14 protein-coding genes are annotated in these 13,613 nt (G+C 63.5%); 11 read left to right on the forward strand and 3 right to left on the reverse strand.

The annotated features are described in order from the left end of the window. Window positions 1-57 precede the first annotated feature (57 nt). Window positions 58-642: a hypothetical protein gene (locus ACP146_RS00680; protein WP_422364835.1), complete on the forward strand. Its 585-nt coding sequence runs from the start codon at window positions 58-60 to the stop codon at window positions 640-642. A gap of 18 nt (window positions 643-660) precedes the next feature. On the opposite strand, the gene ACP146_RS00685 is transcribed toward ACP146_RS00680, so the two are convergent. After that, complete coding sequence (locus ACP146_RS00685) at window positions 661-1,176, reverse strand: hypothetical protein (RefSeq protein ID WP_422364836.1); 516 nt, start codon at window positions 1,174-1,176, stop codon at window positions 661-663. Between the two features lie 154 nt (window positions 1,177-1,330). Continuing rightward, window positions 1,331-2,902: an ATP-binding protein gene (locus ACP146_RS00690; RefSeq protein ID WP_422364837.1), complete on the reverse strand. Its 1,572-nt coding sequence runs from the start codon at window positions 2,900-2,902 to the stop codon at window positions 1,331-1,333. Window positions 2,903-3,216: 314 nt separating this feature from the next. Here ACP146_RS00690 and ACP146_RS00695 point away from each other — a divergent pair, with 314 nt between their 5' ends. Then, the gene (locus ACP146_RS00695) at window positions 3,217-4,038 is read left to right on the forward strand and encodes a lysophospholipid acyltransferase family protein (RefSeq protein WP_422364838.1); all 822 of its coding nucleotides are present in this window, start codon (window positions 3,217-3,219) and stop codon (window positions 4,036-4,038) included. Between the two features lie 20 nt (window positions 4,039-4,058). Here ACP146_RS00695 and ACP146_RS00700 read toward each other — a convergent pair whose 3' ends face one another. Continuing rightward, window positions 4,059-4,673: a TetR/AcrR family transcriptional regulator gene (locus ACP146_RS00700; RefSeq protein WP_422364839.1), complete on the reverse strand. Its 615-nt coding sequence runs from the start codon at window positions 4,671-4,673 to the stop codon at window positions 4,059-4,061. A gap of 467 nt (window positions 4,674-5,140) precedes the next feature. Between ACP146_RS00700 and ACP146_RS00705 the strand changes: the two genes are divergently transcribed. The 9 genes from ACP146_RS00705 (at window position 5,141) to ACP146_RS00745 (ending at window position 13,585) form a co-directional block, all read left to right on the forward strand. Beyond that, window positions 5,141-5,347 (forward strand): hypothetical protein, encoded by a 207-nt coding sequence (locus ACP146_RS00705; RefSeq protein ID WP_422364840.1) that lies wholly within the window; start codon window positions 5,141-5,143, stop codon window positions 5,345-5,347. Between the two features lie 119 nt (window positions 5,348-5,466). Further along, window positions 5,467-6,267 carry a nucleotidyltransferase domain-containing protein gene (locus ACP146_RS00710; RefSeq protein ID WP_422364841.1) on the forward strand — a complete coding sequence of 267 codons (801 nt, stop codon included), beginning with the start codon at window positions 5,467-5,469 and terminating at the stop codon, window positions 6,265-6,267. A 203-nt stretch (window positions 6,268-6,470) separates the two neighbouring features. After that, complete coding sequence (locus ACP146_RS00715) at window positions 6,471-7,379, forward strand: choline kinase family protein (protein ID WP_422364842.1); 909 nt, start codon at window positions 6,471-6,473, stop codon at window positions 7,377-7,379. Continuing rightward, window positions 7,379-9,832 (forward strand): GcvT family protein, encoded by a 2,454-nt coding sequence (locus tag ACP146_RS00720; RefSeq protein WP_422364843.1) that lies wholly within the window; start codon window positions 7,379-7,381, stop codon window positions 9,830-9,832. Before ACP146_RS00715 ends, ACP146_RS00720 begins: the two co-directional genes overlap by 1 nt. Before the next feature lie 116 nt (window positions 9,833-9,948). Further along, window positions 9,949-10,632 carry a methyltransferase family protein gene (locus ACP146_RS00725; RefSeq protein WP_422364844.1) on the forward strand — a complete coding sequence of 228 codons (684 nt, stop codon included), beginning with the start codon at window positions 9,949-9,951 and terminating at the stop codon, window positions 10,630-10,632. Between the two features lie 278 nt (window positions 10,633-10,910). Next, a complete protein-coding gene (locus ACP146_RS00730; protein WP_422364845.1) occupies window positions 10,911-11,516 on the forward strand; it encodes a DUF2589 domain-containing protein in 606 nt (201 codons plus the stop codon). A gap of 212 nt (window positions 11,517-11,728) precedes the next feature. Next, window positions 11,729-12,547, forward strand: a complete 819-nt coding sequence (locus ACP146_RS00735; RefSeq protein ID WP_422364846.1) for a hypothetical protein — start codon at window positions 11,729-11,731, stop codon at window positions 12,545-12,547. Window positions 12,548-12,571: 24 nt separating this feature from the next. Beyond that, window positions 12,572-13,297, forward strand: a complete 726-nt coding sequence (locus ACP146_RS00740; RefSeq protein ID WP_422364847.1) for a DUF2589 domain-containing protein — start codon at window positions 12,572-12,574, stop codon at window positions 13,295-13,297. Between the two features lie 3 nt (window positions 13,298-13,300). Next, window positions 13,301-13,585 (forward strand): hypothetical protein, encoded by a 285-nt coding sequence (locus ACP146_RS00745; RefSeq protein ID WP_422364848.1) that lies wholly within the window; start codon window positions 13,301-13,303, stop codon window positions 13,583-13,585. Window positions 13,586-13,613: the final 28 nt, after the last annotated feature.

Below are 13,613 nucleotides of genomic sequence, written 5' to 3' on the forward strand. Positions count from 1 at the left end.
CGTTCCCGCCTCAGTCCGGGCTGGACTTCGGCAGCCGCCTCCAAGACTCTGCCTTCCGTGAACACGCCCACTCACCTCCTGATCGGTGCCGCGGTTCTGGCCCGGCCGGCGGAAGATGCCGCCGACCGTCACCGCAATGCGGCCATCCTGATCGGCGCCTTGCTGGCTGACTCGGCGATTTTCGTGCTCTTCGTCTGGGCCCGGCTCTACCAGGGCATTTCCGAGCAGGCCCTGTGGGGAGAGGTTTACTGGCAGGAACCCTGGCAGACCCTGGTCGCCATCGGCAACTCTCTGCCGCTCTATCTGGCGCTCCTCGTTTGCGGCCTGTTGGCTCGCAGTCAGGTCGCGGTGGCTTTTTCCGCGGCGGCGCTTCTGCATCTCGCCTTTGATTTACCGTTCCACCACGACGATGCACATCCGCATTTCTGGCCCTTCAGCGATTGGCGTTTTCGATCGCCCCTCTCGTACTGGGATGTCGCACACTACGGAAACCTGGTCGCCCTGGCCGAGGTCGGCCTGGCGGCCCTTCTGATCGCCTTGCTTTGGCGCCGCTTTCGCACCCCGGCGGTACGCGGGGTTCTGCTGCTGGCCTTCGCCAGCTACATCGCCGTGCCTGCGTACTTCACGCTGATGTTGGGATAACTATCGTCCCGGGGGCGGTCAGAAGCCGAAGGCGCCGGTTGTGGTGTTCAGGCGTTCGACCGTATCGCGGCGCCACTCGACCGCTTCGGTGACCTCGTCCAGGGTCAGGGTCTCGCCTGTTCCCTCATTGATCATGTGTTCGCCCGTAATTGCCGTGCCGGCTGTCGTGCGGAAGACAGGCTGCGAAGGGGCGGAACCGTTTGCAGCCGTCTCGGGCAGCAGCAGGGGCAGGGACGACGGCAAGGCCACCGGCATTGTGGGCTGTGGGATTGCCGGTTGCCGGGCGGCAGGCATGACCACAGTGCCGAGGACCGTCGGCTTCAGGGGACTGAGGCGCTGCGCCGGGGGCGCGACCGCGACGGGCCGGTCTGCCGGAATGACGACAGGTGCAACAGGCCGCGCCGCAGCGGGGCCGGCCTTCTTCGGGACTTCCAGCTTGTAGACGACGAGCGGACCATGCTCGCCCTGTTGAACCGAGAACACCATGGCCAAAGCCGTTACGGCACAGGCGGCAATGGATTTTCCTGCACGCAATGGATGTCCCCCCGACCGTTTGCGCTGCTGGACCCGCTCAAGACGAGTTCGCGATAAGCCTTTGATCAAAATAGAGGTATGGCGATTCGTCGCCTGAGTCTTTTTTGTGACCGGCGTAGGGGGAAGATGAATTCGGGAAGCGGATGAAGGGGAGTCAGGCAGCCGGCGAAGAGTGTTGGCTGCTTTTCAGAACCCTTTCGCCGGGCAGGCGCAGCACAGCGGTGGTGCCGTTGCCCTCTTCACTCTCCAGGTGCAGCGAGCCGCCGTGCATCTCCACAAATGAGCGGGCGATGGGCAGCCCCAGGCCGGTTCCCTCCCGCACACCGGCCTCGGTGGCGGACTGTTCGTAGGGATGGAAGACGAGGTCCAGTTTGCCCGCGGCTATTCCTCTGCCCTGATCGCTGATGTGAATTTCGAGGTCGCCGCCGGCCTCCCGGAAGGAGATCGCGATGACCCCCTGTTCCGGGCTGAACTTGGCAGCGTTGGTCAAGAGGTTGAGCAGCACTTGCTTCAGCAGGCGCGGATCGGCGATCAGGAGCAGCGACTCCTGCTCGCAGTCCACCAGGATTTCCTTGGAGCGGCCGTGGCTCGTCGCGCTGATCATCTGCGCTGCCGATTGCAGGAGCTGCAGCACGTCGATTTCGCTCTCCTGCAGGATCAGTTTGCCTGACTCGATTTTCGCCAGGTCGAGCAGGCCGTCGATCAGGCTCAGCAGATGACGCGCCGAGTGGTTGATGTCGTTTACGTAGTCCTGATAGCGGCTGTTGATCGGTCCGAAAACGCCCATATGGATGGTCTCGGAGAAGCCCAGGATGGCGTTCAGCGGTGTGCGCAGTTCATGGCTCATATTGGCCAGAAACTCGGACTTCGTGCGATTGGCCTGTTCGGCCTGATCGCGGGCGGCAACCGCCTCCGAAGAGATGCGCTCCAGATCCACCGTGCGTTCGCGGACACGTTTTTCCAGTTCGATGTTCAGGGTTGCCAGGCGCGCCTCCGCCTCGACCCGGTCGGTGATGTCGGTTTCCGTCATGACGATGACCCACTCGCCGCTTCGTGGGTCGCGGCCGCGTTGGCAATGCACCTGGTGCCAGCGCCGCCCCGCAATCGTCGGGACCGGCAGGTCCTTGTGAAAGGCGGCACCCGACAGCACCGTTGCGCGCAGCTTGGCAGCCAGCTTCGGGTCTTCGAAGTGCCGGTTGAGGTCGCGGTGCTCCTCGCCCGCGGATTTCGAACCGAAAGCCTCTACGGCGGCCGGATTGCGCGACAACAGCTGTCCTTCCGAGGAGAAGATGCTGACCATCAGCGAGGTGTAGCGTGTCGCCTCCAGAAGCCGCAGCGCTTCCTCGTTTCCCTGCACCTCCAGAGGACCGGAACTCTCGATCAGGAGCGCGTCATGACCGTCTTCAATGGCGATCGGCGTAAGCGCAAGCAAAACCGTGACCGGGTTGCTGTCGGGGTAGAGGGTCCAGGCCTCCAGCGCGACCTCACCGGGCGGTGTTTTCTCCACCACCTGGGCCAGGCGTTGGCGCACCGTCTCGCTGTCGGAGCTGTAGTCCCGAGCCAGCAGGGTGATCAAAGAATCCGCCTGCCAGAACGCCACGGCCCGCTTGTTGGCCCACCACATGCGGTGGTGATGGATATCAAAAATCCATATCGGAGTATGCAGAAGATTAAGGGGCGTTAACGCATCGCAGGACTTGAAATGCGGCTTGTCTCTCTGACCCATGGAAACGCTTTTCAATCTATTCGTCGCTCTACTTGCAGCTTCACTATCGAAGCCGATTGAGCTTGTGAAAACAACAGCCTATCAGCAGTTTGTTTACAAAATCTGTGCTGACAGCGATGAAAATAAACTGCAGGGAGAATTCCGTCCGGCTTCCCTAAATTCTCACGCGGCCTGTACGTTTTTCCGGAACTTATGACCAGGAAATCTGCCGCGGAGCTGGCAACCATAGGGCGATTCCCCAGCAGGTCAAGGAAATGCCATGGGCCTGCCACCCCGCTGTCATGAAACCGGTGTAAGAGGGGCCGGTTAGCATCATGACCTTCCTGGCTTCAGCATCTCACTTCACCTACGCCTCGCCCGAGGATGCGCCGTGGCGTCGCGCATTGATCCATGCGATCGAGCAGGTGACCGGCAAGCCGCGGCTCTGGCGTCTCTATGCCGACTACTGCCGGGGGCCGGCGGCGGAGAACTTTTTTACCGAAGCGGTAGACAGGCTGGCGCTCGACGTCGGCGTCGATGATCGCGACCTTGCCCGCATTCCGCGCGAGGGGCCGCTGGTGGTCGTGGCCAACCATCCCTTTGGTGTCGTTGACGGGATCGTTCTGGGTTATCTCGTCTCCCGCGTCCGGCGCGACTTCCGCATCCTGGTGAACTCCGTTCTCTATCGTTTGCCGGAGCTGCACCCCTACCTCTTGCCCATTGATTTTTCCGATACGCGCACCGCGCTGAAAACCAACATCAACACCCGGCGGCAGGCTCTTGGCGACCTTGCCGCCGGCAAATGCATCGCGATTTTCCCGGGCGGGACCGTGTCCACCGCCAAGACGCCGAACGGTGTCGCTGTCGATCCGGAATGGAAGCCCTTTGTCGGCCGTTTGATTCAGGAAAGCAGGGCCACGGTGGTGCCGTTGTTTTTTGAGGGCCAGAACAGCCGTCTGTTCCAGTGGGCCAGCCTGATTTCCATGACCCTGCGTCTGTCGCTGCTGTTCCGTGAGGTGGTGAACAAGATCGACAGCGAGGTCCCGGTACAGATCGCTGAGCCGATCGATTATGCCGCCCTCTCCAGCTTTGCGGACCGCCGGCAGCTCACCGACTATCTGCGGGCGTTGACCTATGCGCCCCAGGGTCAGTCATAGCGCGCCGGCGCAGAGGCGGGTTAAGCCGCCAGGCCCTTCAGGAAGTTCCGGATCAGCAACTCCGCCATGTCGGCGGCGCTGGAACCCTCGGGCTGGCCCAGGCGGCCGGTGACGTTCAGCAGCGAGATTCCATGCACGCCGGACCACAGGACGCGGCCGGCGGCGGCGCGCAGGTCGCTCTGATCTGCGGAAAAGAAGGGCGCGAGACAGTCGTCGACGGTGGCAAAGAGCAGAGCGACGGCCTGCTCGAAACCGGCCGGGGTGCCGCCGCCGGACGGCCGGAAATCGAAGACCGCCAGCCAGAGCTGCGGGTGCGTCTCGGCGAAATCGACGTAGGTCCGGCCCAGGGCTATGGCGCGTTCCAGCGGTTCCGGCTGCCGCTCCAGCGCCGTCATGGCTGTCATGGCCAGGTCGCGCAGCGTCGCGGCGTTCACCTGATAGACGATGGCATCGATGTTGTCGAAGAGGTTGTAGAGCGTGCCGGGTGAGTAGCCGATGCGCTTGGCGATCGCGCGGGCCGAGACCTGGGCGACGCCTTCTTCGATCATGATCGCCCGCGCCGCATCCACCGCCAACTCTGTCAGTTCTTCGCGCGAATGATCGGACCTGCGTCCCACGTCTGCTCCTGCTTCCATCAATGTCGTCGCCCTTCGTTAGCATGTTCCGTGAACGCTGTTCAAACAGGCTTTGACGGCCCTCGACCGCCCGGCGGACCATAACGATGAGTGTGAGTTTGGAACGACCCCGGTGTGCTTTCCTTGACTTCTGCGCCGCGAACGATCATAAACGGCGTCGGAATTCGCGGCCCGAATCACGCCGTTACAGAGACATTTCGAGCAACGACGAAACAGAAAACGATGAAACCGGTCCACACTACACAACAGTTTGCTGCGCAGAGCGCCCCGGCCTGGATGGCCTACGGCGATCGCGTCGTCATTCTGTGCCGCATGGGGGAGGGCCGTCCGGAGAGGCTGTGAGAGCAGCAACACCGGTCTAGAGAACAAAGACCCTCCCGCGGCAGCAGCCACGGGAGGGTTTTTCTTTGCGCTGACGGCGGCTCGGAAAGCCGCTCCGCAAAGAAGAGAGAATTAGGAGCAGAACAATGTCGGGTCATGAAGAGTTCCAGACCGGGCGGGCCCCGGTGAAGGCCTGGGTCAAAGGTGTCCCGGTGGAGGAGGCCGCGCGGCGTCAGCTTGAGAACATCGCACGGCTGCCGTTCATCCACTCCCACGTCGCCGCCATGGCCGCCCAGCGCGACCTGGTGGCGGTGGAACACACCCTGAAGCAGGTGGTCTGCGTGAAAGGGTGATACCCGGATCGGCGGCGAGGCGTCGGCCCGGAACGGGGCCGGCGGTTCTCTACCCGCCGCCGGTCTCTGGAACAGAATTGTGTTGGTAGCAGGAAGGTTTGAAAGAGGGGAAAGAAGTTATGACGGCCCTTGCCTGTGTCGCCCGCGAACCGCGGGCCCTGATCGCCGAACGGCTGGACGCGATCGAGCGCGAACACGACGTGCGCCTGCTCTTTGCCGTTGAGTCCGGCAGCCGTGCCTGGGGTTTCGCCTCGCCGGACAGCGACTATGATGTCCGCTTTGTCTATGCCCATCCGGCGGAGTGGTATCTCTCGGTGGACACCCAACGCGATGTGATCGAGTTGCCCATCGAGGATGAGATGGACATCAACGGCTGGGAGCTGCGCAAGGCGCTCAACCTGCTGATCAGGCCCAATCCGGTGCTGCTGGAGTGGCTGCGTTCGCCTATCGTCTACCGCGCAGACGGCGAAGCCATGGTGAAGCTGCTCGACCTGGCCGAGAAGACGGCGCACCAGCGCCCCTGCGGCCATCACTATCTGCAGCTCTGCCGCAACCAGTACCGGCGTTTCATCGACGGGCAGGAGAAGGTGAAGCTGAAGAAGTACTTCTATGCTTTGCGGCCGGCCCTGGCGCTCATGTGGTTGCGCAGCAATCCCGACCGCGCCTTGCCGATGAACCTGGCCGAGTTGCGGGCTGGGCTTGACCTGCCGTCCGGGCTATCGACCTTCCTGGATGAAATGGTCACCCGCAAGGCCATGACCCATGAACTGGGCGATGGCCCGCGCCTGGTGCTGCTCGATGCGCTGATCGAGGAGGAGATTGCCCGGGCCGAACAGGTTCTGCCGGAAGCAACAGCACCCTCTGCAGACCTGAGGCAGGAAGCCAACGGCCTGTTCCGCGATCTGGTCCTGGGGCGGTAGAGTCTTTCATATTTTGACGGCACCGGCCCGCTCCCCCTCCCGGCCACCCAATGCGATTATCCTATGGGTGGCCGGGAGGGGGAGCGGGCCGGAACCGCTTCGACATAAGTCGAAAACGCTCTAAGCCCCGGGACCTCCCGGTTGCGGTCGCTTCACCGGCGGGGCAGACTTGGCGGCGTGGTCGATCGCGGGAGCAGGGCAGGGTGACAATTGCCGGGGCGGAACTGGAGGCCTTGAAGGCGCGGGTGCGCGGGCTGCCGCTTTGGTCCGGCCTGGTCGACCCGCAGCCGCTTGAGGGCGGCATCACCAATGTAAATTTTCGTGTAACGGAGCCGTCCGGGGATGGCTACGTGGTGCGCCTGGGCGATGACATCCCGGTGCATCACGTCATGCGCTTCAACGAGGCCGCGGCGAGCCGCGCGGCGGCGGAAGCGGGCGTTTCGCCGGAGGTCGTCTATGCCGAGCGCGGCGTTCTGGTGGTGCGCTTTGTCGAGGGGCGCACCCTGGGCGAGGCGGACCTGCGCTCGCCCGCCATGATCGATCGCTTCCTGCCTTTGCTGAAAAAGGTTCACCGCGATGTCGCTGCCGCCTTTCGCGGCCCGGCGCTCACCTTCTGGCCCTTTCATGTGCTGCGCGACTACGGACGCAGCCTGGAGGAGGGCGGCAGCCGCCACCACGGCGATCTTCCGGCCCTGCTGGCCGTTGCCGCGGAACTGGAAGCGGCTGTCGGTGACATCACCCTGGTCTTCGGCCACAACGATCTGCTGCCCGGCAACATTCTGGACGACGGCAAGCGGCTCTGGCTGATCGATTGGGACTACGCCGGCTTCGGGTCGCCGCTTTTCGACCTGGCCAACCTGGCGACCAACTGTGGGCTCGACGAGACTCTGGAGCGCCATCTTTTGAGGGGTTATTTCGGCAGAGAGGCCGACGAGGCTTTGTACCGACGTTTCTCCGCCATGAAGTGCGCCTCGCTTCTGCGCGAGACGATGTGGTCGATGGTGTCGGAAATTCACTCGACGCTGGATTTCGACTATGCCGCTTATACCGCCGAGAACCGGGCGCGCTTCGATGCCGCCCACGACGCCTTTCTGAACCTTCAGGGATCCTGATGAGCGCACAACCCGCCTCCGCCAAGGTCGTCATCATCGGCGGCGGCATCATCGGCTGTTCCACCGCCTATCATCTGGGCCGGCTGGGCATTCCCGACTGCCTGCTGCTGGAACGCAAGAAGCTGACCTCCGGCACGACTTTTCACGCCGCCGGGCTGGTGGGACAACTGCGCAGCTCGGCCAACATCACCCAGCTGCTCGGCTACTCGGTGGAACTCTACGACCGCCTGGAGGCGGAGACCGGACAGGCAACGGGCTGGAAGCGCAACGGCGGCCTGCGGCTTGCCTGCAATCCCGAGCGCTGGGTCGAGGTGAAGCGCCAGGCCACCACGGCGCAGTCCTTCGGCCTGGAGATGGACCTGCTGACGCCGAAGGAGGCGCAGGATCTCTGGCCGCTGATGGCGGTGGACGACGTGGTCGGGGCGGCTTTCCTGCCCAGCGACGGGCAGGCTAACCCCTCCGACATCACCCTGGCTCTGGCCAAGGGCGCCAGACAGGCGGGCGTCACCTTGCTGGAGGATACGCCCGTCACCCGCATTCTGCTGGACGATCACGGCGGGCTGCGGGGCGTCGAAACGCCCGAGGGCATCATTGCCTGCGAGAAGGTTGTCTGCTGCGCCGGCCAGTGGTCCCGCGTCCTCGCCGCCTCGGTCGGGGTGACGGTGCCGCTGGTCTCCGTCCAGCATCAGTACATGGTGACCGAAGCCATCGAGGGCGTGGCCCGCGATCTGCCGACCCTGCGCGATCCCGACCGTCTGACCTATTATAAGGAGGAGGTCGGCGGCCTCGTTATGGGCGGCTACGAGCCCAACCCGCTGCCCTGGGCGCTGGATGGCATTCCGGCGGACTTTCACTACAGCCTGCTGGATTCGAACTTCGATCATTTCGAGCAGCTGATGGAACTGGCCCTGGGCCGGGTGCCGGCGCTGGAGACCGCCGGTGTGAAGCAACTGATCAACGGGCCGGAGTCCTTCACGCCCGACGGCAACTTCATTCTCGGCGAGGCGCCGGAACTGTCGAACTTCTACGTCGGGGCCGGTTTCAACGCCTTCGGCATCGCCTCCGGCGGCGGCGCCGGGATGGCTTTGGCCGAGTGGGTCGCCGAGGGCGAACAGCCCTTCGATCTCTGGCCCGTCGACATCAGGCGTTTCGGGCGTCCGCATGCCGATCCCGACTGGGTGCGCCGCCGCACCATGGAAGCCTACGGCAAGCACTACACCATGGCCTGGCCCCACGAAGAGCATGTCTCCGGCCGCCCCTGCCGCCGCTCGCCGCTCTACCGGGTTCTGAAAGACCGGGGCGCCTGCTTCGGTGAGAAGCTGGGCTGGGAGCGCCCGAACTGGTTCGCCGACCTCGCGGCGGGGGAAGCTCCCGAAGACGTCTACAGCTTCGGCCGGCAGAACTGGTTCGATGCCGTTGCCCGCGAACACCGGGCGGCGCGCGAGGCGGTCACGGTCTTCGATCAAAGCTCCTTCGCCAAGTTCCTGTTGCAGGGCCCGGATGCCGAGGCGGCGCTGACCTGGATCTGCGCCAACGACATCGCCCGGCCGGTCGGGACGGTGATCTACACGCAGATGCTGAACGACCGCGGCGGGATCGAGTGTGACCTCACGGTCACGCGGCTGGCCGCCGACCGTTATTACATCGTAACCGGCACCGGCTTTGCGACCCACGACTTCGACTGGATCCGGCGCAACACTCCGGCGGGTCTGCGTGCCGAACTGGTCGACATGACCTCGGCCTACGGCGTGCTGTCGCTGATGGGACCACGCGCAAGGGAGGTGTTGCAGGCCGTCACCGCTGCGGATGTCTCCAATGCGGCTTTTCCCTTTGCGACGGCGCAGGCGCTGCCGCTTGCCGGGGCGACGGTTCAGGCCCTGAGGCTCACCTACGTCGGGGAGTTGGGATGGGAGCTGCACGTTCCCACGGAATCGATGATCGCCGTCTATGAGGCGCTGATGGCGGCAGGGGCCGGCGCGGGCATTGCCGATGCCGGCTACCGCGCCATCGAATCCCTCAGACTGGAAAAGGGCTACCGCGCCTGGGGCAGCGACATCGGCCCGGACCATACGCCCTTGGAGGCAGGCCTCGGCTGGGCCGTGAAACTGGGCAAGGGGGTCGACTTCAAAGGCCGCGCCGCGCTGGAGGCCCAGGAGGACAGCGGCGTAAAGAAGCGCTTCGCCGGTTTCACCCTGGAAGACCCGGACATCGTGCTTCTGGGGCGCGAGACGATTTACCGCGATAACGAGCGGGTCGGCTGGCTCTCCAGCGGCGGGTTCGGTCATTCCCTCGGCAAGCCCGTCGGCTACGGCTACGTCCGCGCCGAGACGCCGATCGACCGCGCTTTTCTGGAGGCCGGAAACTACACCCTGGATGTGGCCGGCGAACGGTCGCCCTGCCGGCTGCATCTGGCGCCGTTGGTCGATCCGGGGATGAGCAGAGTCAAAAGCTAGAGGAGAGGAGATAATCGTTTCAATTAAAACTATAGATTGTTAATTAATAGATCTCTAATATATCTCGTTCAGGTTTCCGAGCTTGGCGGCCGGAAAAATGAATTGGGTGTAACAGAATGGCCGAGCAGCAAGCGCTCGATCTGGCGCGCTGGATCCTGGCGTTGTTTTTTCCAGGGGTGGCGCTCTTCTATATCGTCAGACTGACGATCCGTCGGCGCCGTCTGGGGTACTCAGCGGTCTCCCATGGCGGCAGGGGCAGTCTTCATTGGTGGCTTGCCAAGACCTTCGTCCTTTTTCGCAGCCTCATTACGCTGACCATGCTGGCCCGGGCTTTCTGGCCGGCGCTGGACGGTTATCTTCTGGCCATCGGCTTTCTGATGACCCCGGCGGTGGTTTTCACCGGACTGTCCCTATTGGCTGTCGGCTTTTCGCTTGTGATCGCCCTGCACTTCGTCATGGGGGCTGTCTGGCGTTCCGGCCTGCCGTCGCTTGGTGACGTCCCGCCGCTGATCACAAGCGGGCCCTTTGCCTGGACCCGGAACCCGATGTTTCTGGCCATTCACATGGCGCAGCTTGGGCTCTTCCTGGCTTTCCCGAGCGGGTTCACCGCTATCTGTCTTCTGGCCGGTGTGACGGTGCTGCAGCTTCAGGTCCGTCTGGAGGAGGTCCACCTTCTGGCGGCGCATGGCCGCGCCTATCGCGACTATTGCAAGGCTACGCCCCGCTGGTTTCGCCCGCTCGGATGGTTGCTGCCGCGCAAGGCCGCTGTCTCCTCAACGGCTGACACGGCGGTCCGCTAGACCGGCTGCCGGGTCGCGCAGACAGTCCCGCCCATTGTAAATCATGGTTAACCCGCAGATAAAAAGGGGTTTTCTGACTCTTTTTTGTCACGGAGCGGCTTGTGAGGGGCGCTATATTGGGGCGAATTGTTGGCGGTGCTAATAAATTGCCTCAGTAAAGCCAATCCGATAGGTTTTGTATAACATAGCGATTTCGATTATCCGATCGCCGGATTTGCTCAGGTAGGGGAGCAGCGCCGCCGCGGAGAAGGATCGCAGATCTAAAACAGGGGGAAAGCATGGCAGCAGTAGCAGGTGAACTTCAGGCCCTACCCTTCGGGTCGCTGATCGGCGGTCCCTTGGATGCCGCCATCGAGGCGCAGGCCAAGGCGGCTGTGTCCTCGGTGAAATTCATCAAGGCCATCGGTTTCAACGACGACGGCTCGGTGCAGAACGTCACCTTCACGGCCAAGAAAGGTGATCAGGAGACGGAGATCACCGTGCCTCTGCTGACCATCGTGCCGATCCCCTTCATCCGCATCGACGAGATGACCATCGATTTCAAGGCCAACATCTCTTCGAGCAACGAAAGCGAAGACAAGACGGCGCAGTCAACCGCGAAGAACGCAAAGGTCAGCGCCAGTGCGCGCTACCTCTTCTTCAAGGCGAACCTGGAAGCCTCGGTCTCCTCCAAGAAGGATTCCGAATCGACCAAGAAATCCAAGTACTCGGTCGAAACCACCATCGACGTACACGTCCATGCGGTGCAGGACGAACTGCCGGCCGGACTCTCGAAGATGCTGAACATCCTGGCCGATACCATCCAGGCGCCGCCGGCGGTTACCGAACAACCGGGCAGCGGCGGTGGTGGTGCCGGGGGTGGCGGCGGCAAAGCGGGAAACTGATCGGGCTGGGACCGCAGCAAGCCGTGGTGCTGCCCAGCCGTCCCGGCGCTCTCGCCCGCTTTCGGCAGGTTCAGACCCGTGTCTGGCGCGGCATCATGGATTGGCTGGTCGGACGACGTCAGCCGGCGTGAAAGGCTGGATTATAGGTCTGCAGAGTTAAGGTCGCCCGGTGAAGGGCGATGAGTGCCAAGGGGGAGGCAGAGTAAAGACGGATGGCCGATCTTCAACAGATCGTCGGGGCGATCCTGCGGGATCTGGCGAAAGCGCGTTTCAGCGCCGATCTCTACTCGCGCTCGATCGCGCGCTATTATGAAAACGACTACCTGCTGCGTAAGTTTCCGGTGCCGCGCGCCGATGTGGAGGAGGTCGAGATCGACCTCAAGTTCTCCATCGCCGGCGCACCGGAAAGCGAGGTGAACAACGAGAGCCAGGAGGCCAATGCTGCCGTGCTCTTCGAGCGCTCCGTCGAACGGCTGGTCGCTACCTTCCTCGATATCGCCAGGGCACGCAACGAAGCCGAAGACGATTTTCGCGAGACCTGGTGGAAGTACCTGACCAAGGGATTCAATTCCACGGCCCTGCGCATCGACATGCGCCAGAAGGTGCTGCGCTATTTCATCGAGTCCTACACCCACATGATCGATGACGCGGGCAACTTCGATGCGGCTTTGGCGCTGGCCGAGCTGGAACGGCCCTTCCGCTGGGCCATGGAGCAATACGCCAAGGAGATCTATAGCCAGAGCGAAGAGGCGGAGAGCGAGATGAAGCGCGCACTGCGCGACCTGATCCAGCCCATCGTTTCCGACGCGGCGATCAAGAAGGCCATGGAATCGATGGCCAAGCCGATCAAGACGATCTGGCACGGCAACAGTGACACCCGCCTGGAAATCCTGGTTGAAGGCAGTCAGCTGTCGCAGCTGAGCGAGGCGGCGATCTCCAGCGTGAAGGTGAAGGCGGTGGTCCGCAACATGATCTGGACCGAGGTCAAGGTGGGCGAGCGCACCACGCGCCATGTCCTCACCTCGGAATAGACAGAGAGAGAAGGAGGCGCGGCGATGTCGGATGACTCATCCGAAGATGGGGTTGCCGAAAATGCGGTTGCCGAGAATGGGATTGCGGGGGGCAACGGGGGTGACGGCAATGGCGGCGACGGAACCACGACCGCGCCGACACCGCGCGACCTGCCGGACCCGCAGGCTTCCGTGCTTTCCCTGGCGCAGTTGATCGGCGCGCCGATCCATGCCCTGGTCGATGCCGAGGCGCAGTCGGCCATGGCGACGGCCCGCTTTATCCGTTCCGTCGGTTTCACCGGCAACGGCGACGGTATGGGGGATCTGGGCGAACTGCAGATGGCGCGCTTCAAGCGGCGTCAACGCCATGCCGATGGCCGCGAGGACGATGTCGAAGTGCAGATCCCGCTGCTCTCCATGCTTCCGATCCCGGCCTTGCAGATCAAGGATGCGGAACTCGACTACACCGTAAAGATCGTTCAGACCGAGGCGTTGCCGCAGCGCCAAGCCGAGGTCAATCAGTTGATGGCCACGAAAGACCTGGGGGTTTTGGGGGGACCGACGGGCGAACCGCCGGCGACGCTGCGCGCCACCTTCGCCCGGGAGCAGGGCTCCAACGGCCGGCGCTCTGTCGACATGTTGGTGAAGATGAAGCTGCGTATCGAACAGGCCGACATGCCGGGCGGTCTGGCGCAGCTTCTGGCCCTGGCATCGGAGTCCAGCAGCCAGGACGTGTTGCCGGAAGGCGAAGAAGAGGCGCGCGACGGTTAGACCATGACAGCGACCCAGCCCGGCATGATTCCCTGCCCCTCCTGCAGCCTGCCGCTGGCCTTGCCGATCGAATCGGTGCTGACTGGCCGGGCGATCCTCTGCGCGGGTTGCGGTCTGGAACTGACGGCGCAGCGCGAAGCCTCCCGCGATGCCATGGATGCGCTCGGCAACTGGTACGAGGAAACCGCCCCGGCGCGGAAGGCGGCGGCCTCGGCCCAAGCACCTGATACGAACCCGCCTGTTGCGACCCCGCCTGCCCCGAAGCCGCGCCGCCGGCCGCGGCGCTGAGGATTTGACGCCGTTGGGAAACGGGTAC

This window comes from Pelagibius sp. (assembly GCF_965249265.1).
Classification (GTDB): Bacteria; Pseudomonadota; Alphaproteobacteria; order Kiloniellales; family Kiloniellaceae; genus Pelagibius.